Here is a 20,418-nt window from a genome sequence, read left to right on the forward strand (position 1 = left end):
CTCATTCGTGATCTGTAATATTAGGTGATTGACTATAACACGGTAGTCCGTATTTACAAACACTCGTGTATGTTAAATTGGCAGCACCGCGCGACAGCAAGGGCACTCCCATCATGACTTTGAACCGTTCCATTCGGCTTTTTGCGGCAGGGGCCGCATTTCTTGTCTTTGCGGGGCAACCCGTTCTGGCGCAGGCACCCGGGGGGGCTACACCGCCACCGCCACAGGTATCCGTTACGGTGGTCAAGCCGCATGATGTACCTGTTACCTATGAATATGCGGCGCGTATCAGCGCCTATCGCGATGTTCAGGTCCGAGCGCGCGTGGGCGGAATATTGCTTCACCGCAATTTCATCGAAGGTACGGAAGTCAAAGCGGGCGACGTGTTGTTTGAAATAGACCCTGCACCGTATGAGGCCGAGCTTGAAAAGGCTCAGGCTCAGGTAGCGCAGGCCGAAGCGCAGTATCAGCAATCCATTCGGGATGCCGAGCGCGCAGAACAACTCGTCCAGCAGAAGGTGCAGAGCACGGCAGTTCGTGATTCCGCTTTTGCGACGCGCGACCTGAACAAGGCGGCGGTTGCTGCAGCCAAGGCACAGCTTCGCACCGCAGAACTCAATCTGAGCTATACCAAGGTCACCGCGCCCATCAGCGGCATTACCAGCCAGGAACAGGTCAATGAGGGCAGCCTCATCGGTACTGATGCATCCTCCAGTCTTCTGACTTCGATTACCCAGCTCGATCCGGTGTATGTGAACTTCTCCTTCACCGATACGGAAGCTGCCGAAATCGACCGTTTGCGCGCAGAACGCGGTGCAACGGGTGAAGATGCCGATCGCCTCAAGATCAAGGTCCTGTTTGGTGACGGACAGGCTTATGATCATGAAGGTACGATCGACTTCACCTCATCGTCGCTCGATACGGAAACAGGCACTCTTGGTGCCCGCGCAGTCGTTGAGAACCCTAATCGCCGCCTGATCCCTGGCCAGTTCGTCCGTGCGGTGATCCTCGGTATTCAGGTCAAGGATGCAATCACGATCCCGAAGGCCGCGTTGCTCCAGGGTCCGCAAACGCAGTTTGTGTACGTGGTCAACAAGGACAATGTTGTCGAAGTGCGACCGATCACGGTGTCGCGTGAACTGAGTGACGCGTGGCTTGTTTCCGAAGGTCTCAATGCAGGCGAACGGGTTATAAGCGAAGGTCTCGTCAAGGCAGCCCCGGGTAAGCCCGTGAATCCGGTCGACGCAGCTACTGAAGCAAGCAATCAGACATCGCCTGACAAGGCGGGTGCTGAAGCTGGCAAAGAACAGGCGGCAGACAAGCAATGAATAGATTTTTCGTCGACCGCCCCGTTTTCGCGGCGGTCATCTCCATTGTGCTCGTGCTGGCTGGCCTGATCTGCATCCGGATCCTGCCGATTGCGCAGTACCCTGAACTGACGCCGCCACAGGTGGTCGTCAGTGCAACCTATCCCGGCGCAAGTGCCGAAACGGTGGCGCAGACTGTTGCTGCGCCATTGGAACAGCAGATCAATGGCGTCGAGAACATGCTCTATATGCAGTCCTCGAGCCTTGGTAGCGGTACGATGCAGTTGACCGTGACCTTCGCTCTGGGCACCGACCCCGATCAGGCCACCATCAACGTCAACAACCGCGTACAGCGTGCAACCTCGTCGCTTCCGCAGGAGGTTCAGCGTCTCGGCGTCACGGTGGACAAGCGTTCCACCACGATTCTGGGCATGGTCGCCATGTTCTCCGACAGCGATCGTTATGACCGCACCTACGTCGGTAACTACGCGCTGCTGAACGTGGTCGACGACCTCAAGCGTCTGCAGGGCGTTGGCGATGTGCAGCTGCTCGGCAATATTGATTATTCGATGCGTATCTGGCTGCGTCCAGACAAGCTGGCGCAGTATAATCTGACCCCTAGCGATGTCTCGACGGCTATCCAGGAACAGAACGCACAGTTCGCAGCCGGTCGTTTCGGCGATCAGCCCGATCCGCAGGCCGGGCCGTTCACCTATACGGCGACCACGCAGGGGCGTCTGCCGGATGCCGCTGCATTCGAGAACATTATCCTTCGTTCCAGCTCTAACGCCGCAACGCTGCGTCTGAAGGACGTTGCGCGCGTCGAGCTAGGCACGGAAAGTTATCTCGTCGACAGTAATCTTAATGGTACGTCCGCGGTTCCGATTGCAATCTATCTGCAGCCGGGCGCGAATGCGCTCAACACGATGGAACTCATTCAGAACCGTATGAACGAGCTGAAGGCGAGCTTCCCGGCGGGTATCGATTACTCGATCCCGTTCGATACGACGAAGTTCATCAAGGTCTCCATCGAGGAAGTGATACACACCTTCATCGAGGCGATCATTCTCGTCGTGCTGGTGGTGTTCATCTTCCTGCAGAACTGGCGCGCGACGCTCATTCCAATCATCGCAGTGCCGATCTCGATCATTGGCACTTTTGCGGGCATGTATGTGCTCGGCTTCTCCATCAACCTCCTGACACTTTTCGGTCTGGTGCTGGCAATCGGTATCGTGGTCGACGACGCTATCGTGGTTCTGGAAAACGTCGAACGTATCATGTCGACCGAGAAACTGTCGCCGCGCAAGGCCGCCATCAAGGCCATGGGTGAAGTGACGGGGCCGGTTGTTGCGATTGTTCTCGTGCTTTGCGCCGTGTTCATTCCGGTGGCCTTCATGGGTGGTCTTGTCGGTGAAATGTACAAGCAGTTCGCCGTCACTATCGCGATTTCGGTGACGTTGTCTGGTCTTGTGGCTCTGACACTGACACCGGCGCTCTGCGCGTTGATCCTCAAGCCGGGTCATCACGAGCCGATGTTGCCGTTCCGCATCTTCAACCGCTTCTTCGAGCGGGTGACGGACGGTTACTCTCGTGGCGTTCGCTTCTTTTTGAAGCGCGCTGCAATCGGTCTGATCATTTTTGCAGGCCTTCTTGGTGCTACATACTATCTTTTTGAACGGGTTCCGGGATCGCTGTTACCTGACGAAGATCAGGGCTACCTGTTCAGCGTTGCCGTGCTGCCTCCCGCGGCCTCGTTGGAGCGCACAACGGCGGTTCTTGATCAGGCGAGCGCGAATATCCGGAAAAGCCCGGCTGTGGAAAGCGTCTTTGCGGTATCCGGCTTCGATCTTCTGTCGGGTGGTCTGAAAACCAGTGCGGGCACGATGTTCATCATGCTCAAGGACTGGAAGGAACGCACGACACCTGAAACCGATGCCCGCAATCTTCCCGGTGCCATCATGGCCATGAATTCGGGCATCAAAGACGGGCTTGTGCTGGCATTCAACCCGCCTCCGATCATGGGCCTCAGCACGACCGGTGGCTTTGAACTCTATGTTCAGGATCGTACCGGCGGTGGTGTTGAATCGCTGACGCGTGCAACCAAGCTCATCACCGAGGCTGCGGCCAAGCGACCGGAACTGCAGGGCGTACGCACGACGTTCGATCCGAATGTTCCGCAATATGACATCCAGCTTGATCGCGAAAAGGCGAAGGCTATGGGTGTGCCGATCAACTCTGTATTCACTGCAATGCAGGCAACGTTCGGCAGTCTTTACGTCAACGACTTTACGCTGTTTGGCCGCAACTATCAGGTCAACCTGCAGTCGGAGGCTGAGTTCCGTCGTGATCCAAGCGATCTCAAGCATGTCTTCGTGCGGGCCAATTCCGGCAGCATGATCCCGCTTGATGCTCTTGTGACCGTCAAACGTATTGTTGGCCCGGATCAGCTTGAACGCTTCAACGCCTTCAATGCAGCGAAGATCACCGGTAATCCGGCACCAGGTTTCACCTCTGGCGATTCCATCAAGGCAATGCAGGAAGTGGCTGCGGAGGTTCTTCCGCAGGGCTACCAGATTGCATGGACGGGCTCGGCTTATCAGGAAGTAACCACAAGCGGCACAGGTACGCAGGCGATGATCTTCGGTCTCGTCATGGTGTTCCTGATCCTTGCGGCGCAATACGAGCGCTGGAGCCTGCCGCTCGCCGTTATTACCGCAGTGCCGTTTGCTATCTTCGGTGCGCTGTTGGCGACTGATCTGCGCGGGTTGACCAATGACGTGTATTTCCAGATTGGTCTGGTGACACTCATAGGTCTGGCGGCGAAGAACGCGATTCTGATCGTGGAATTCGCGGTACTCGAGCGAGAGACAGGCAAGTCCGCGATAGAGGCGGCAGCGTCGGCGGCCCGCCTGCGCTTCCGCCCGATTGTGATGACCTCGCTGGCCTTCATTCTCGGTGTTGTGCCGCTTGCGATCAGTACGGGTGCCGGTTCGGCAAGCCGTCACTCGATCGGTACGGGCGTTATCGGCGGTATGTTGGCTGCAACGTTCATCGCAACGTTCTTCATTCCGATGTTCTATAGTCTGATAGCGCGCAAGCCGCCGAAGCGGCCAGAGGATGAAGATGTGAATGAAACGACTGGCCCGAATGGGCAGACAGATATCTAGTCCGTTTCGAACTTCAAACAAAAGCCCCGCCGATAGGCGGGGCTTTTTTTACATCAGTTAATGCTCATGCTTATCAGGCTGTACTCGCATTTCGTTGCGACATATCCCTCGAACCAAAGGATGCGCATGTTCTAAAACAGCGATGCGATACTCTGAACGATTGCCCAGCCCAGAAAAGTTGCTGGTACGCTAAGCGCTGCAAGCATGATACCGAGAAACACATAGGCGGCCTCATTGGGCGAGCGCTTTGTTTGTTCCGGAGTCTTGTGCCATTGGGCAGGAACGCCATCGAACATTGTATAAATCCTCCTTCTCCCTCAACTTGATTATTGATGAGAGGGTGATTTGTTCAAGTCAAAATAAATGCATGTATTTATTGATCTTATTCTGCTATAAGCGGCGCAATTTGCTGTACAAAGCGCAGGGTTCTTCCGCTTTGGGTGCGATTTTCGCAAGTTATATATTTGATATAAAACAATTTTACTTTTTTACTGTAAGTATCGTTATATCGGAAATTTCAAGAATATCTGAAAATTCGTCTAGTGACGGCCCTTCTCTGCGTCAAAATGGCACGCAAAGGGGATCTCGATTTTATCGGCGTCACCCGTCTTGAGTTAGGCTCAATAAAAGCTGTTGGGGAAATAGCGCAGATAGAGCTCCGTTAGCGTGCCTTTCTGCTGCAAGGCCTGAAGAGCATTGTTGAAGGCACTGACAAGGGGAGCGTTCTTCTGTGCGACAGCAATGCTGAGACCGGAGCCAAGATATTGCGGTGCGAGGTATGGGCCGGCTGTAAAGCTGCAGCAAGCATGGCCTTCAGGACTGTTCAACCACATTGAAAGTGACATGCCGTCGTGGAACACAGCGCTGACCTTGCCGCTCTTGAGATCAGCGAACATGAGAGATGCATCAGGGTAAGATTTGGCGATCGCCTGAGGAAAATAGCTTTTTAGCAGTTGCTCGTGGGCCGATCCCGCAATAACGCCAACGCTTTTACCTTTTGTGGCCGTAATTGCATCGTCATTAAATGCGCCTGCGTTGGTCGTCGCAAATCGCGCAGGCAATCGCATATAGGACCGCGAGAAAGCAAATTGACCACGATTCTCATCGGTTGGTTTCCATCCGGCTATGATGGCTTCTGCTTGTCCGCTAAGCAGTCGTTCCTCAAGCTCATTCCACGGCACAGCTTCAATCTGACAGACGTCGTCAACACCCAATTGACGACAAAGGGCTTTGGCTAGGTCGACATTGTAGCCGGACAGCTGTCCCTGATCGCCAAGCATGTTGAACGGGGGAAAGTCAACGGTTGTGATGAACCTCAGCCGATTGAGCGCCTGCAAGGACGATAACGGCAGGCGTTCTTTCTGGTTGATGAAAGATGGAGCCTCTGGCTGTGCGTCTGAGGCCCAGGCACCATGGGCGCCACACGTGAATGCCAACGCGACGAGCAGTCTTGGAAGGTAGCGTTTCATGACCCGCTTTTGCCTTTTTCTCTATAATTTCGCGTTAACTGAGTTATCGAGTGACGAGCAATATTCAACGAAGGTTCAATAAAAATAAAGGTTGCAATTCATTTTCAGTATATTACCTTTCGATTGCAAATTTTACCGAAATAAATACCTAATGAAGTAAATGGTAAAATAGTAAAGAATTGAATTATTAAAGCATAAAATAAGTAAATATAGGTATTCAGTAGTGCGGGGGTGCTATGAGTAATGGATCGATTGCGTTCGATCTGGAGATATGCAGTGCCATATCAGCCAGATTGGAACAATGTGGCGTGTCTAGAGATGCGTTGTTGGGGGCGTATAGTACGGCTACTCACCATGGAACATCGTTTTGTGTGGAATTGATTCAGCGAGGAGATGTTGCGGAATCGGCCATTTATGCAGCTATCGCTGATCTTCTGGGATTGGAATTCACAAACGAGGCTTTACCGTCGCGCATTTTCGTATCGGGGGAGGAAAAGCCATCGGCTTTCATCGATGTCGGACAGGTTATGGTGCTCGGCGCAGACGGAAATAGTTATCTCTACATTGCTCCGTCCGAAAATCGTATCCGAAAACTTCGAGATCATATTCTTGCGACACCGCAATTGAAGAGCCGAATTCGGATCTGTACGCCGACACTTTTGAAACAGATCATGCGGCAACGACATCAGAAGGATCTGATTGCGCGGGCTCATGAAATGACGCCGCAGTCGTTTTCAGCAGCGCGCGTTCTGGATACGCCACAGGCATTTATCATTGCCATGGCAATCTATGCGTTCTTTGCCTGCGTGTTTAACTGGCCGACGATGACGCTTCTGGTGCTTCATGTGGCGTTGTCGGTATTCTTCTTCGGATGCGTGATGATCCGTTTGTTCGCGGCTGTTTCGGGACGCCGGTTGAAGTTTCTCGAAATCAGGAAATGCAATCCGCGTGACTTACCGAACTATTCAGTCCTGGTCCCGTTATATCGGGAGCAGGAAGTGATCGGTCAGCTCATTACGAGCTTGAAACGGCTGAATTGGCCCGCCAGCAAACTCGATATCAAGCTTGTTTGCGAGAAGGATGATTTCGATACAGTATCGGCGATACGCCGTGAACGGCTGCCGTTGAATTTCGAATTGGTTCTCGTGCCGTCTGGCGGACCCAAGACGAAGCCGAAGGCACTGAATTATGCATTGCAATTTGCGCGAGGCGAGATTGTAGCGGTCTTCGATGCTGAAGACCGTCCACACCCTGACCAGCTGCTGGAAGCATGGCAGACTTTTCAGGCTGAAGGCGACAAGCTGGCCTGTGTGCAGGCACCGCTGATTATCGGGAACTTCCGCCACAACCTGCTGACACGAATGTTTGCATTTGAATATGCAGCGCTTTTCCGCGGTTTGTTGCCTTGGCTCGCTTCGCGGGGGCTTGTCATTCCTCTCGGCGGTACTTCCAATCATTTTCGGCGATCTTGTCTGGAAGAAGTTGGCGGCTGGGATGCCTACAATGTCACGGAGGATGCCGATCTCGGGGTGAGGCTCGCCCGGTTCGGTTATCACATCGGCGTCATCACGCGCGGAACGATTGAGGACGCACCCGTAAACTATGATATCTGGCGCAAACAGCGAACACGCTGGCTCAAAGGCTGGATGCAGACATGGCTCGTTCATGGACGCCAGCCGCACAACACATGGCGTGAACTTGGCTGGTTCCGGTTTTCTGTCAATCAGATCTACACGCTAGGTATAATCAGTTCAGCGCTTCTGCATCCGCTCATGTTGGCCATGTTCGCGATCTTGCTGACCAGCATGTTATTCGGGCCTTTGACAACCCATGGCGTCTGGCTGTTGGGGATTGATGTAACGAATATTCTGCTGGCCTATCTTAGCTTCTATCTTCTGGGTGCAAGAACAATGGAGCCAACGGAGCTGGGAGGATATGCTTATCTGTTCTCAATCCCGGTATACTGGGTGTTGATTTCAATCTCCGCGTGGCGCGCCTTATGGCAGCTGATGCGTGTGCCTCATCTGTGGGAAAAGACGCCGCACCAGCCAAGCCTGTTCTACATTTCCGCAGATGACGAGGTGAGGAATGTAGAGCCGCGTCCGATGATCGATTGATCCTCGGCTCCAATTGCCTGAAGGTCTCTTCCTTCATAGGGCAGCGTCAAAAGGATGCGCCGGATTGCAGCTAATCTGGCGCGTCGCTTGTCATTCGACCGAATGATCGTCCAGGGTGCGTAACCTGTATCGGTCCGTTCAAGCATGGTGTGTAGTGCGTCGGAGTAATCATTCCAGCGGGAGATTCCCGCCACATCCATCGGCGAGAACTTCCAGTTCTTGAGCGGACTATGGCGACGTTCATGAAAGCGCTTGAGCTGCATTTCCTGACCGATATCCAGCCAGAATTTGAAGAGATGAATACCGTCCGTAACGATCATGCGCTCGAAATCGGGTGTTTCAGTCAGGAAGGTTTCAAGCTGCGCCGGGGTACAAAAACCCATCACCCGTTCCACACCAGCCCGGTTGTACCATGATCGGTCAAACGTAACGAACTCGCCGGCAGTTGGAAAATGCGCGACATAACGCTGGAAATACCATTGACCCTGTTCGGTTTCGGTGGGCTTCGGCAAAGCAACGTTCCGCGCGGTTCTGGGGTTCATGAACTCACGGATAGTAAAGATTGTCCCGCCTTTACCAGCCGCGTCGCGGCCTTCGAAAACGCTGATGACGCGGCCTCCAGTATCCTGAAGCCAGTATTGAAGTTTGACGAGTTCGATCTGAAGCCGTTCCAGCGTTTCTTCATATTCGTCCGACTTCATCTTGGATGGGTAGGGATATCCACCTGACTGCAGCGCATTATCGTCAATCCATTTCGGCAGTTTCGGATCATTTATGTCAAACGAACGCGCTACACCGTCAATTTTCAGCTTGATTGGCTTGTCGGTCGGCTTCGCTTCGTCTTTTTTGTCTTTCTTTTTGTTAGCTGTCTTCGAACTGTCACCCACGGCAATTCCCTTTCGTTTATATCAAAGCATGATATGGGCTGTTTGGAAGCCGCGTAAAGGACGTTCGAGCATTTCCGGATAACTCTATGCCCCAACCGCAGAAGGAAGCAGCATGAGCGAGGCAGGCAACCGCACCGATCCAGAACCACAGGCGGAGAAGTCGATTTTCGAACCGCTTCTCCGGGTCAAGGGTGTCTTGATTGCCAGCATGGTTCTCGCGGTTTGCGTGCTGGCTCTTGATCTCCCCTTCTGGTTTCGAGCTGGCCTCCTGGCCGTTGTTGTACTCGGCGCTGTGTGGCTCGCAAGCGAAGTTGCGAGCAGCGAGCCAGACGAAGAGCCGGTGAAGACAGCGGCACCCAACGAAATGGCGGGAGTGTCCGGCGAGCGTCTGGCCGATCTTCTGACCGATCCGATGGTCGTCTTCGATCATAGCGGAACTGTTCTATTCAACAATTCTGCGGCTCTGGAGGCGTTCCAGTCGCTGGAAACCGGCACAGCGCTCTACTTGCGGTTTCGAGCGCCGGAAATGCATGCTCTCATTCAGGGCGTGATTGCAGACGGCGAAGCGCGTAGTATTGAATATTTTGAGCGCGTCCCGATTGATCGCTGGTTCAAGGCGATGGTCAAGGCCTTGCCGGGTAAGGATGGCAGGCCTGAACTTTTCGTCCTGCTGTTCCGCGATCAGAGCGAAACGCGTCGCATTGATCGTATGCGTTCAGACTTCATTGCGAATGCAAGTCACGAACTGCGCACGCCGCTCGCCTCGCTTCGCGGGTTCATCGAGACGTTGCAGGGACCAGCTCGAAACGACGCAGCTGCGCGCGACCGCTTTCTGGATATCATGCAGAAACAGGCCGAACGCATGTCGCGGCTGATCGACGATCTTTTGTCCTTGTCTCGTCTTGAAATGCGGGCACATCTGGCGGTCAATGAATGTGTGGACATGACATCCATCCTCAATCATGTTGCCGACACACTGACGCCCTTGGCAGCCGGTCTCGATATCAGTATCGAGCGTCAACTGCCGGATCATCCCGTTACAGTCACTGGCGCGCGTGACGAGCTTATCCAGGTATTTCAGAACCTCGTCGAAAATGCCTGCAAATACGGGCAGGCAGGCAAGCGCGTCATCGTAAAACTGGACGAAGACAATAGCGGCAGTTCTGCTGAGGTGGTGGCATCAGTTCAGGATTTTGGTCCGGGCATTGCAGCGGAGCATTTGCCGCGCCTGACGGAACGTTTCTATCGGATTGACGTCGAAACGAGCCGGGCTCAAAAGGGTACGGGCCTTGGGCTTGCCATCGTCAAACATATCCTTGCACGCCATCGCGGTCGTCTGGTTGTTCGCTCGCAATTGGGCGAAGGATCAACTTTCACGGTGCGGATGCCGAAACGTACTGTGTAGAACTTTCTAACCAAACTTGCGCAACACTTGCCATTTCAATGGGCGTAGCTTTTTGTAAAGCAAGGTTGAACGTATCCATTCCAGTGAACGGGCAAGAATGAGGGAGGTGCGTCCCCGAAAAGTGGCGGGGCGAATATAGTCGCGCAGGGGTATTGTCCGGTCGCACAAGCCGATTTTCCATGCTTCGTCGCCAAAGCCAAGATCGAAACTGGTGTAGCCATCTGCTTTTAGCCTGTGCAAAAGGCGCAGAATTATCACTTTGCCGGGTGAAAATTTGCTCCATGTACCGGCTTCGAAGGTTGTGATCATCGCACAGTAATGGTCATTGCGAACGACGCTCCACATGGTGGCCAATATTGTTTCTCCAACGGCAAGCGCTGAAAGATGCAGGCCATTGTGTTGGGCTAGTTGCTCGGTTGCCTCTTCGAAGAAGCGGCGCTTTTCAGGATGCGCATCGAAGCCAGGGACTTTTGTTTCTTCAAAGCGGCGCTGTTTCTGGCGTAGCATGACCTCCAGAACAGATCGTCGTTCCGCTTGGGTTTGCGCTATAAAGAACCGACATCCTTCCATTTTCTGAAGCGTGAGATCACGCTTCTTGATATTGCTGATACTCTGTATGGATCGCTCTATCTCATCCATCGGGCGCATCAGAGAAATCGCATGTGTCGATGCGTTAGAAAGCTTGTTTGCCAGTTGCCACAGCGGATTTGCGAAGCCTTCCACTCGCTCCGGCATTTTGCAGAATGCAATCACATCATGCGAGGGAACCGCTGCGACAACAGCTTCGAGAATGCGTGCGGTAGTGTCAGGGGAAAGTTTCGCTGCAGCTGGAAACACGATAGGCACGTTGTAATCGCTCACACCGTCATCGATGAATCCCAGCACACGGGATCCGTAAATACGTGTGATTGAGAGCGGCAGAAAAAGAAGCGGGGTGCCGTCGTGCTGGCGAACCTCGGTCAAACATAGCTGTGTGCCGGGTCTGCGCCCGTAAGTTGCGTCCCATGCTCTTACGAAAGATTTGGTCTGGAACACAAAAAATGCGCTGCCGGTTTTGTCATCGGCATCTGGCCAGTCGCTGGATAGCTGTTCCGCGCTGCTATAGACCCGAATGTCAAAATCTTTGGTCAGCATAAATGTCTTTCAGGATTTCCTAAATTAGGAAACCTCAATTATTTGAGTACGCCGAATCTCATTTTATAGTTGAAGTGTTTAGTGGATTTGAAACCAAAGGAAACTATGAAATGCTGGCTTGATTGGTTCTGCCAATAGATTGCTAGGCGCGTGCTTTCTCCCAAATAGGTCAACGATGTCTGTTTCGATTATCATCAAAACTTTGAACGAAGAAAAGCGCATCGCCGAGGCTGTAGAGAGCGCTCTGAAGGCTTTGCCTGGCGGAAAAGTGGAAGTAATCGTAGCAGATAGCGGGTCCACGGATCGCACAATAGAGATAGCACAGTCTTATCCGATCAAGATTGTGCAGATCGAGCCTCCCGCGCGGGCCAGCTGCGGTCTCGGTCCACAACTGGGCTTTCAGTATTCGACGCAGCCCTATATCTGCCTGATCGATGGCGACATGATAATCGAGCCAGATTTTCTGCCGGCAGCGCTCGATTATCTCGACAAACATCCAGATGTTGGTGGCGTGACCGGCCATGTCGTGGACCAGATTCTGGAAAGCCTGGAGTTCCAGCGTCGGGCGAAGCGGCATTCGCCGGAAGCGCGAACAGGTGACATCGACCGCATGAATGGCGGTGGACTTTACAGGCGCAGCGCGATCGAGCAGGCGGGATATTTTTCCGATCGCAATCTTCATGGTCATGAAGAGTTTGATGCGGGTGTTCGGCTGCGCAGCAAAGGCTGGAAACTCCATCGTCTGGATCGCCCTTTTGTGCAGCATTTTGGCTATACGATGAACGCCTATAAGCTTCTGGTACGCCGCTGGAAAAGCAAATATCTGCGTGGAACCGGCGAGGTTTTGCGTGCTGCAATGGGGCAGGCGCACCAGAAGAATCTGTTCCGTGAACTGCCGGAGTTACGGCTTTGGGGCGCGGTTTATCTTTGGTGGCTGGTGATCTTGGCGGCTCTCGCTTTCGTGCCGGGATGGCCGCTGGCAATTCTGGCGGCAGTCGTGATTGTGGTGATCCCGTTCGCGGCAATGTCCATTCGTTCGCGTAGTATCGAGCTTGGCGTCTACGCGGTGGTAGCATGGATATTTCATGCAGCTGCACTACCGCTTGGCTTTTTTCAGCCGCGCCGCAAACCAACCGACTGGATCGAAAGTAAGGTTATAAGGGAGCCTTGATGAAAATCCTGCGACTGGTCATATCCGTTTCACTTATAGGCCTCGCGATGTCCAGCGCTGATGCTGAGGAATGGCTTCCGGTCACAGAAAACAATCTCGAAATTTCCGATGGAAGTCCGCTCGATTTTTCGGGGTTTCTGACAAACATCCCGATTGAAGAGAAAAATCGTTTGATCGCAAATGCCGCCGGGCGTTTCGCAAAAGCCGACGAGCCTGACCAAACGATGCGGCTGCAGTGTGCCGCGATTGCCTGGGGGCCACCCTCATCTGGCGTGGTAGATCATGCCTTCATTGATCGATATGTGCGACAGCTTCGCCTGCACGGCTACAATATAGCTCGACTTCATTTTGTTGATGCCGACTTGATGCTTGGACAGGAGCGCGATTTCGATTTTCGTCCGGAAGCTCTCGACCGGATGCGTTACCTGATGGCGGCGCTCAAACGCGAGGGCATTTACTGGATCATCGACGGGCTTACCTCCGAAAGCGGCGCTTTGGGCGGGAAGGACACTGATCGTTGGGGACTTGAAGGCAATCTGAAACGCCGAACCTATGTGAACGGTGCAGCATTTGATCACTGGCTGCGCTTCCAGAAAGAAGTCTACGCCACGATCAATCCTTATACAGGCCTCACACCTCTTGAGGATCCCGCTCTCGCTCTGATCATTCCGTTCAATGAAAATGGTATCGAATTCACAAGCTTTGTGCACGAGCATGACGACGGGACCACATTTTGGCCCGGCTATCGTCCCGCGTTCAATGCATTTCTGAAAAAGCGCTATGCGAATACCGCTGCCTTGTCACGAGCATGGGGTGGTTTGGCTCCCAACGAAAATCTGGAGCAACAAACCATCCAATTGCCTGAAAGCCGTAGCGGCGGCGGGAGACGGCTTCGGGATTTTCAGGCTTTCCTCGTTGAAAGCGAACGGTTACTGGCGCAACGGATGGAACAGGGCCTACGCGATCTTGGCTATCGCGGTCTTGTCGCCCCCTATAACAACTGGTTCACCGTCCAGACGGCTCTTTCAAGACAGAACCAGAACGCGTTGGTTGCCAATACCTATCATGACTGGATCGGAACCCTCAACCCAGGAACGGAAATCAAGCATACGAGTTCGATTGCCGACGCTGCTTCCTATGTCAGTGAAATCGCTGTCGGGCGCTGGCTCGGGCGGCCTTTTCTTGTGACCGAGTACGAGCATCTGTTCTGGAACCGCTATCGATATGAAGCGGGTTTGGTGTTTCCGGCCTATGCCGCATTGCAGGGCTGGGACGGTATCTGTCGCCATGGGCAGGGGCCGCTAACGCTTGCATTTGATGAGGCAGCACCATTCCGCCAACGTATCGTTCCCTACACTTTTGCCGTCGATCCTGTCGCACGTGCGGGCGAAACGCTGGCGTCACTCCTGTTTCGTCGAGGCGACATCGAAACTGCAGATTTCAATCTACCGTTCATGATGCAGGGTGAGACGAGCCTTGGTGAATCGCTTGAGTTTCGAGAATCGGCGCGACTGAAACCGCTGGCACTTGTTGGCGGGATCGGTCTTGCCACGAAAGAACTGACTTGGCCGCAAGGCCTACAAAAAAAAGTCGCGGTCGATTATCGAAATGTATCACTCGATAACGTGTTGCAGCGTCTGAAAATGGCGGGTCTCCTTGCAGATGACAACGCGACCAGTCCCTCGCAAGGCCTGTTTGAAAGCGCCACTGGTCAAATCCGGCTCGACCGTAACAAGCTGCGGATGCAGGTCGTTACGCCTAAGACCGAGGCCATTGCCTTTGCTGAACTGAAAGACCGCCTGACTTTGCGTGAGCTATCCCTCGGCAATGCCGAGGAGAGGGGCTTGTTTGCTGTTTCGGCTATTGATGAGAAGCCATTGAAGGACAGTGAAAAGCTGCTGATAATTTTCGCCAGTGATGCCCGCAATACCGACATGCGCTTCCGCGACAAGGCGGAGAAAATCATAGAGGATTGGGGACGGTTGCCAGTCACTCTGCTGCGTAACCGGGTGGATGTGACACTGGCAGGAAATACTGTTTCATGGACACTCTCGCCAGTCGGTCTTGATGGGAAGATTCATGACAAAATAGCTGTCGGGTCTGGCCCCATTGCCTTCCGGCTGGACAATGGAGCTGGCAAAGCAGGGCCGACGACGTTCTTCTTGCTGGAACGGAAGCTTGCAGCTCAATAGAAATCCGTCGACAGCCTGCTCCAGCTTTCGCCAGCGAGCCCGCCAATAAAGATATCATTACGCTGAACGGCGTTCAGCATATCCGCGTTTGCTGTGGCTACACAAACGTTGGCTTTCAGACGAAAGAACATGATCGACTGTTGTGAGAGCGCATTGAGATAACGCGGATCGACCCGGCCTTGCGCTGCGACATGCCCTTCATCCTGCAGATGGAGCAGCATTGCATCGACGGCATGTTTTTCCATTCCGGCCTTGGCGAGGATGTTCAGAACTTCTGCAATGCCATTGGAGCGGACGTAGTAACAAAAAAAGCCGCTCGGACTGCCGGTGCGGTCGTTGATCGCACAGAAACGCAAGGTACCGGCAGCCTGATTATCGGACGCCATCAGAAACAGCCAGTTGATGTCGCTTTCTGTCCAAGCTGGATGTGCCAAATAGCTTTGCAGGTAACCTGGAACAAGAGATATGGCTTCGTCTTGCGCAATTTCCTTCACATTCGCCCGGGGCTTGGCAGCTCTCGTGATCGCAGGAATCGGAAAAAGCGGGTTGAGCATTCTGCCTACTGAGCTTGTTGCCCATCCGCCGAGGATCGGACGCCGTTCTGCAACGTAACTGGCCACATAGCTGGCAGCCTGGAATATGCGTGTCCATCCGAGCCCATGTGTGCCGAGTGTAATCCCCCCAATTGCTTCGGAATGTTTGAGGCTTACTGGCGCAGCACTGTCGGTGAAGTTGAGTATCTTTTCACTTGGACGCAAAGTGAGTGTCAATTCGGCGGCGCCGCGTGGCGACATTTCCGGTTTCATCATGAAGGCGCAAAGCAATCGCCCCATGATCGATTGACCATTGACCCTATAGGGGATGGGCAGAACCGAGATCGCGCTATCGATCTCACCGTGCTCGTCCTCATGGACCACGCTGCCAATTGCAGGGTCGTAGTAGGGGCTTTCAAAAAAGAACTTCTGAAAATACTGATCGAAAGTCTTGTTGCATGACTTTGAGTGTGGACGAAAAACTCGCTGGAACAGCGTGCGGACGGCAGGAATATCATCAATATGCATCGCGCGAACACGTCGCGACTTGATGTCATTTGCTGGTGTGGAGATGCGCGTCATCTAAGCCCCCGCCTGCTTGAAACCGCCTTTTTTCTCTTCTGCGTCACGACTCCGGCGAACGAGGTAGATAACGCAGCCCCACGATGCCAACACAATACTGATTTCGATTACGTAAATAGCTGCGAAAGTTCCTGTGATTGGCGCATACCAAGTGGCCAGTGCCAGAAGCGGTGCACCAAGAATGTTGCCTGTGTTCAGGACCGCCGTGCGATAGCTGTGCTGGCTGGCTGCACCCAGAAGATCCACCGCTATCGACCATAGAGCAACAAACACCGTGATCCAGCAAAGCGTGCGGCAGAAGGAAACCAGCGTGTCGTATTCGCTGCCGAAGAGATAGGGCAGATAGGGCGCAATGATAAAGACGGCCAGTGATGTGAGTATGCCGATTGCAATCGCGGCGCCGAGCAGGCGCATTGTAATCGGTAGCGCATGATGGATGCCGTTTGCGCTGGCGCGGGCCAGATGCGGGTAGACGAGACGGTTCATCGCCTCAACGGTCAATGTGCTGCTGTCGATGATGCGACGAGTGACGCCGTAGCTGCCAACAATGCTGGGAGTTACCAATGTTCCGAGAAGCAGAAGGTCGGCATTCTGGCGGACCGCCTTGAAGATGAACTGTGATGCGAACATCACTCCGAGCCGCAGTTCATCGCGCACGATTGTGTATTGCGGACGACCTAGTCTGCGCAGGAACAAGGCATAAACCACGGCGACCAGCACATGAACCCCGAACTGCCAATAAGCCCATCCGACAACAGTGGACACGCCAAACACAAGGCAGGCGATTGTCGCGCCAATGGTGCGGGCAATGGCAAATCCGACGACGGAGAGATTGGCCGATACGAAGTCAGTATGCGCAATGTAAATTTGCTCGACCAGCAGGATAAGACGCACCAACACAATATTGGTGACAAGTAGCAGAAAAAGCCCAAACAGGTTGTTTGTAAATTCTGGAGAGCCACTCAGCCAGAACGGCAATATCACCATTCCGGCAGCGACGAGGACAACGCCTGTTACTGCGATCAAAATGAGATTGTGGCCAAGCATTGCCGGATAGATCGCTCGGTCTTGCGCCACGCGACGTACGAGGCATTCCGCTCCGCCCAGGCCGCAAATGAAGGTGGCGATGCTGGTAACGGCCATCACCGTCACGAACAAACCGAACTCGTGAGAACCAAGATAGCGTGCCAGGATAGCGAATGTAAAAAGCTGTGCGATGTTTGCCGCAAAAAGGCTGCCGCTAGAAGCTGCGTAGGACAGTAATGTCGACCAATGGCGTTTCAAATTTTCATACCGAGTTTTCGGGCCGCTATGGCTCAGCGTGCTTCTGGAGGATCAAAGGCACGCTTGGAACTTCAAGATAAGGTTATGACAGCGAAGAGGCTTCTTTTTCGTAAAGCTTCTGATGATGAGGCATATGCACTGTTTTCTCTTAGTCCCGAAGAACATGAGGTGCCAAGCATGTCGACCGAAATTTATCACAAACTGCAGGACTAAATGACCGTCATTTGCATTTTGGTGACACTCGTGCAGATGATTGCCTTTCATTAACCGAATTTTTTAATCTTTAAGTCTAAGGAAAATAGTAGCGCCATGTTTGCGCTATTGAGTGAACCTTAGGGACGACTAATGTACACCTTGCGCGACCTCGCTTCGAAAGCACGGGTAACAGAGACTGCCAGTGAAAATCTGGCATCCGTCGATGACCGGCTGCGTGCAGTCAGACGCGAGACGTATGTTGTCCGTGAAGAAGAAAAGGTTACTGAAATCATTGCGCCTGCAAACAAGGGACTGATGCTGCCGGAACTCGACCTGTTCGAGGCGCTCGCCTGGATGCGTGCCCGGTGGATTTTGATCGCAGCGCTCGCAATAATAGGTGGTTTGGCGGGTCTCGCCTACGGCATGACGGCAAAGCCTCGTTATACAGCCTATACGGATTTGCTGGTTCCGCCGTCTGGACTCCAGTTGTTGCCCAACGATGTTTATGCCCAGAGCCTGCAGGCTGACAGCCAGATTCTCGACATCGAAAGCAAAATGCGCATCTTGACTTCCGGCAACGTACTCCGACGGGTCGTGACGGACTTGAAGCTGAATGAAGATGAGGAGTTTGTGCCTCCTCCGCCAGCGTTCGATGTTAGGGCTATGCTTGGCCTCAGCAAACCGACGGGTCCGAAAGATGATACACTGACTGCTGTGCGTGCACTGTCGCAGCGGATCAACGTTACGCGTCCTGAACGATCCTATCTGGTTACGATTGCGGTCTGGACGGAAAATCCCGAAAAATCGGTAAAGGTCGCAGATTCTCTGGCGAACGCCTTCCAGGAGGAAGTTGCACAAGCGGATGCCGATGGTGCAGGACGTGCTGCCGCTGCCCTATCCGAACGTCTGTCCTCTCTGCAGAAGGCGGCAACTGAGGCGGAAGAAAAAGTCTCGGCGTTCCGCCGGGCGCACGGCCTGCAAACATCAGGTGGCGAACTCGTCAGCACCCAGTCGATGACGCAGATCAATTCTAAATTGGTCGATGCCAAAGCGCGCGTTGCCGATGCAAGCACGCGCTATCAGGAACTGACGAAGGATACCGGCAGCGCCGTTAGTCCGGCAAGCACCTTGCAATCGCCCACGATGACGAACCTGCGTGGACAATATGCGTCGCTGAAACAGCGCTACGATGCTCTCGCCATGACCTACGGTCCGCGATATCCGGAACTGATGAATACGGAACGCCAGCTTGCCGGTCTGGAGCAGCAGCTGGCGCAGGAACGGGCGCGTATCCTGCAATCGGCCAAGGTTGACCTCGATCAGGCAAATGCCGTTGTAGCGGCTCTCAACGCACAGGCCGCTTCCGCACGTTCGGCTGTTGCGCTCGACAATGACGCGCAAGTCCAGCTTTCGGACCTCGAACGCGACATGGCCGCCAAGGTCTCTATTTACAATACGTTTCTGACCCGCTCATCGGAGACGAGCCAGCGCCAGCAACTCGATGCGACCAATATCCGGATCATTTCGACTGCCATTCCTCCGATTGGTCGCAGCTGGCCACCCAAGACCGTCGTGCTGGGTGCTGGGGGTGGCATTGCCGGGATGGGCCTTGGTGTGGTTCTCGCGCTCAGTTTGGGCTATCTTGGTGCATGGCGTCGAAACCGTGAGGGTCTGGTCTGACTTGGCTGAACTATCGGTTCATTACCGTGAGGAGATACAACCGCGAGTCTCGTCAGCTATCGGGGCCGCTCTTTTTCTCTGCATGTTCTTATTCATCTGGATAGGCACCAATCCCTATCCGGATCTTGGTGCCGTGACCGGCGTCACAGCCAAAGCTGCAGATTCCAGCTCGCTCAACCAGCTGGTCACCTTGTTTCTGACGGGCAGCTTTCTGGTTTGCGCACTGAGCAGCTCCATGCGCAGTGCCATTCTGCAACCGCGCGTTCTGATTGGCCTGGTTTTCTTTTGGCTCTTTATGACGGCCCTTTTGTCGGCTCACCCGATGATCGCCAGCAAGAAAGTGGTCTTGTCCATCCTGACCGCGTTGAATGCGAGCATCTTTCTCATGTTGCCGCAATCCGAACGCCAGATGGCACGGTTGCTGGCAGCTGGTTCATTGATAACACTGGCGTTTGCCTATTTCGGCGTAATCTTTATGCCGCAACGGGCTATTCATCAGGGTACTGAAGTTATTGAACCTATGCTGGCCGGTGCATGGCGCGGCCACTATCCACACAAGAATGCCGCCGCCGCCTCTCTGGTGCTGATGAGCTTTTTCGGCCTCTATATCTGGAAAACCGGCTTGCCGAAGACGGGTATGCTTATCGTCGCCCTTTGCGTGTTCTTTGTTCTTAACACGGGCGGCAAGACATCGACGGCCATGTTGCCGTTTATCGTCGTGATGTCGCTGGTGTTTGTGCGACTGAAATGGACACGTGTTTTCATTGCTATCGGCGGGATCGCTGCTTTCAATATTATTGCTGTCGGGGCGGCCGTTTTCGATCCCTTGCGCGAGCTTGTCCGAAGCCTGGGCGTTGACGCCAGCTTTACAAATCGATCTGACATCTGGAAACTCGCATTCGCCGCAATCTCGGCAAAGCCGATTTTCGGCTACGGTCTGGACTCGTTCTGGAAAACGCCGGAAATGGTCTATGCAGGTGGCGGTGGCGCAAGCTGGGCGGTTGCAGCCTTCAATGCACATAATTCTTTTCTGGATATGATGATCAATGCTGGGATTATTGGTTTAATTCTGACGCTTATCTGGATAATGGTCTTACCGCTTCGGTATATTAAGGAAGCGGAAAGCACAGATAACGACCCTATATTAACGCTCCTCTATATTCGCCTTTGGCTTTACGGATTATATATGTCTTGTATGGAGAGCACGTTCTTTCAGAACGGTGGGGCGGTGTGGTTCTGCATTATGGTTGCTGTCTTCGGATTGCGCTTGCAGGCAAAGGCAAAGCTCGTCTGAA

The 20,418-nt window shown here is 53.6% G+C and carries 14 protein-coding genes; 8 read left to right on the forward strand and 6 right to left on the reverse strand.

What is annotated here, in order from left to right:
* The first annotated feature begins 113 nt into the window (after window positions 1-113).
* Window positions 114-1,328, forward strand: a complete 1,215-nt coding sequence (locus LJ361_RS01650; RefSeq protein ID WP_010658198.1) for an efflux RND transporter periplasmic adaptor subunit — start codon at window positions 114-116, stop codon at window positions 1,326-1,328.
* The gene (gene bepE, locus LJ361_RS01655; RefSeq protein WP_166943121.1) at window positions 1,325-4,474 is read left to right on the forward strand and encodes a multidrug efflux RND transporter permease subunit BepE; all 3,150 of its coding nucleotides are present in this window, start codon (window positions 1,325-1,327) and stop codon (window positions 4,472-4,474) included. The genes LJ361_RS01650 and bepE overlap by 4 nt, the downstream gene beginning before the upstream one ends.
* A gap of 131 nt (window positions 4,475-4,605) precedes the next feature.
* On the opposite strand, the gene LJ361_RS01660 is transcribed toward bepE, so the two are convergent.
* Window positions 4,606-4,770 carry a hypothetical protein gene (locus LJ361_RS01660; protein ID WP_006466025.1) on the reverse strand — a complete coding sequence of 55 codons (165 nt, stop codon included), beginning with the start codon at window positions 4,768-4,770 and terminating at the stop codon, window positions 4,606-4,608.
* Between the two features lie 324 nt (window positions 4,771-5,094).
* Window positions 5,095-5,943, reverse strand: a complete 849-nt coding sequence (locus LJ361_RS01665; protein WP_166943118.1) for a transporter substrate-binding domain-containing protein — start codon at window positions 5,941-5,943, stop codon at window positions 5,095-5,097.
* Between the two features lie 236 nt (window positions 5,944-6,179).
* On the opposite strand from LJ361_RS01665, the gene LJ361_RS01670 reads away from it, so the two are divergent.
* Complete coding sequence (locus tag LJ361_RS01670) at window positions 6,180-8,060, forward strand: glycosyltransferase family 2 protein (RefSeq protein ID WP_166943115.1); 1,881 nt, start codon at window positions 6,180-6,182, stop codon at window positions 8,058-8,060.
* Here the strand turns inward: LJ361_RS01670 and ppk2 are convergent.
* Window positions 8,003-8,947: a polyphosphate kinase 2 gene (gene ppk2 / locus LJ361_RS01675; RefSeq protein ID WP_094514776.1), complete on the reverse strand. Its 945-nt coding sequence runs from the start codon at window positions 8,945-8,947 to the stop codon at window positions 8,003-8,005. The two genes, LJ361_RS01670 and ppk2, sit on opposite strands and share 58 nt — an antisense overlap.
* A 112-nt stretch (window positions 8,948-9,059) precedes the next feature.
* Here ppk2 and LJ361_RS01680 point away from each other — a divergent pair, with 112 nt between their 5' ends.
* Window positions 9,060-10,352 carry an ATP-binding protein gene (locus LJ361_RS01680; RefSeq protein ID WP_040129932.1) on the forward strand — a complete coding sequence of 431 codons (1,293 nt, stop codon included), beginning with the start codon at window positions 9,060-9,062 and terminating at the stop codon, window positions 10,350-10,352.
* Between the two features lie 6 nt (window positions 10,353-10,358).
* Here LJ361_RS01680 and LJ361_RS01685 read toward each other — a convergent pair whose 3' ends face one another.
* Complete coding sequence (locus LJ361_RS01685; RefSeq protein ID WP_151614998.1) at window positions 10,359-11,486, reverse strand: GNAT family N-acetyltransferase; 1,128 nt, start codon at window positions 11,484-11,486, stop codon at window positions 10,359-10,361.
* A gap of 175 nt (window positions 11,487-11,661) precedes the next feature.
* Here LJ361_RS01685 and LJ361_RS01690 point away from each other — a divergent pair, with 175 nt between their 5' ends.
* Together LJ361_RS01690 and LJ361_RS01695 are read left to right on the forward strand one after the other, a co-directional pair.
* Window positions 11,662-12,657, forward strand: a complete 996-nt coding sequence (locus LJ361_RS01690) for a glycosyltransferase (RefSeq protein WP_151614999.1) — start codon at window positions 11,662-11,664, stop codon at window positions 12,655-12,657.
* The gene (locus LJ361_RS01695) at window positions 12,657-14,849 is read left to right on the forward strand and encodes a glycoside hydrolase (RefSeq protein WP_166943112.1); all 2,193 of its coding nucleotides are present in this window, start codon (window positions 12,657-12,659) and stop codon (window positions 14,847-14,849) included. The genes LJ361_RS01690 and LJ361_RS01695 overlap by 1 nt, the downstream gene beginning before the upstream one ends.
* On the opposite strand, the gene LJ361_RS01700 is transcribed toward LJ361_RS01695, so the two are convergent.
* Window positions 14,843-15,964, reverse strand: coding sequence for a hypothetical protein (locus tag LJ361_RS01700; RefSeq protein ID WP_040129923.1), 1,122 nt, complete (start codon window positions 15,962-15,964; stop codon window positions 14,843-14,845). The genes LJ361_RS01695 and LJ361_RS01700 overlap by 7 nt on opposite strands.
* The gene (locus LJ361_RS01705) at window positions 15,965-17,248 is read right to left on the reverse strand and encodes a lipopolysaccharide biosynthesis protein (protein WP_040129921.1); all 1,284 of its coding nucleotides are present in this window, start codon (window positions 17,246-17,248) and stop codon (window positions 15,965-15,967) included. It abuts the gene before it with no gap.
* A 345-nt stretch (window positions 17,249-17,593) separates the two neighbouring features.
* Here LJ361_RS01705 and LJ361_RS01710 point away from each other — a divergent pair, with 345 nt between their 5' ends.
* Both LJ361_RS01710 and LJ361_RS01715 read left to right on the forward strand, forming a co-directional pair.
* On the forward strand, window positions 17,594-19,123 hold the full coding sequence (locus LJ361_RS01710; RefSeq protein ID WP_166943109.1) for a GumC family protein: 1,530 nt from the start codon (window positions 17,594-17,596) through the stop codon (window positions 19,121-19,123).
* Window positions 19,089-20,417, forward strand: a complete 1,329-nt coding sequence (locus LJ361_RS01715; protein ID WP_264812474.1) for an O-antigen ligase family protein — start codon at window positions 19,089-19,091, stop codon at window positions 20,415-20,417. Before LJ361_RS01710 ends, LJ361_RS01715 begins: the two co-directional genes overlap by 35 nt.
* Window position 20,418: the final 1 nt, after the last annotated feature.

It is taken from the genome of Brucella sp. JSBI001 (assembly GCF_026014005.1).
GTDB lineage: Bacteria > Pseudomonadota > Alphaproteobacteria > Rhizobiales > Rhizobiaceae > Brucella > Brucella anthropi.

Excerpts from the sequence above, each read along its gene's own strand:
- LJ361_RS01650 (WP_010658198.1), top strand. The coding sequence starts at position 114 with ATGACTTTGAACCGTTCCATTCGGCTTTTTGCGGCAGGGGCCGCATTT.
- bepE (WP_166943121.1), top strand. The coding sequence starts at position 1,325 with ATGAATAGATTTTTCGTCGACCGCCCCGTTTTCGCGGCGGTCATCTCC.
- LJ361_RS01660 (WP_006466025.1), bottom strand. The coding sequence starts at position 4,770 with ATGTTCGATGGCGTTCCTGCCCAATGGCACAAGACTCCGGAACAAACA.
- LJ361_RS01665 (WP_166943118.1), bottom strand. The coding sequence starts at position 5,943 with ATGAAACGCTACCTTCCAAGACTGCTCGTCGCGTTGGCATTCACGTGT.
- LJ361_RS01670 (WP_166943115.1), top strand. The coding sequence starts at position 6,180 with ATGAGTAATGGATCGATTGCGTTCGATCTGGAGATATGCAGTGCCATA.
- LJ361_RS01680 (WP_040129932.1), top strand. The coding sequence starts at position 9,060 with ATGAGCGAGGCAGGCAACCGCACCGATCCAGAACCACAGGCGGAGAAG.
- LJ361_RS01685 (WP_151614998.1), bottom strand. The coding sequence starts at position 11,486 with ATGCTGACCAAAGATTTTGACATTCGGGTCTATAGCAGCGCGGAACAG.
- LJ361_RS01690 (WP_151614999.1), top strand. The coding sequence starts at position 11,662 with ATGTCTGTTTCGATTATCATCAAAACTTTGAACGAAGAAAAGCGCATC.
- LJ361_RS01695 (WP_166943112.1), top strand. The coding sequence starts at position 12,657 with ATGAAAATCCTGCGACTGGTCATATCCGTTTCACTTATAGGCCTCGCG.
- LJ361_RS01700 (WP_040129923.1), bottom strand. The coding sequence starts at position 15,964 with ATGACGCGCATCTCCACACCAGCAAATGACATCAAGTCGCGACGTGTT.
- LJ361_RS01710 (WP_166943109.1), top strand. The coding sequence starts at position 17,594 with ATGTACACCTTGCGCGACCTCGCTTCGAAAGCACGGGTAACAGAGACT.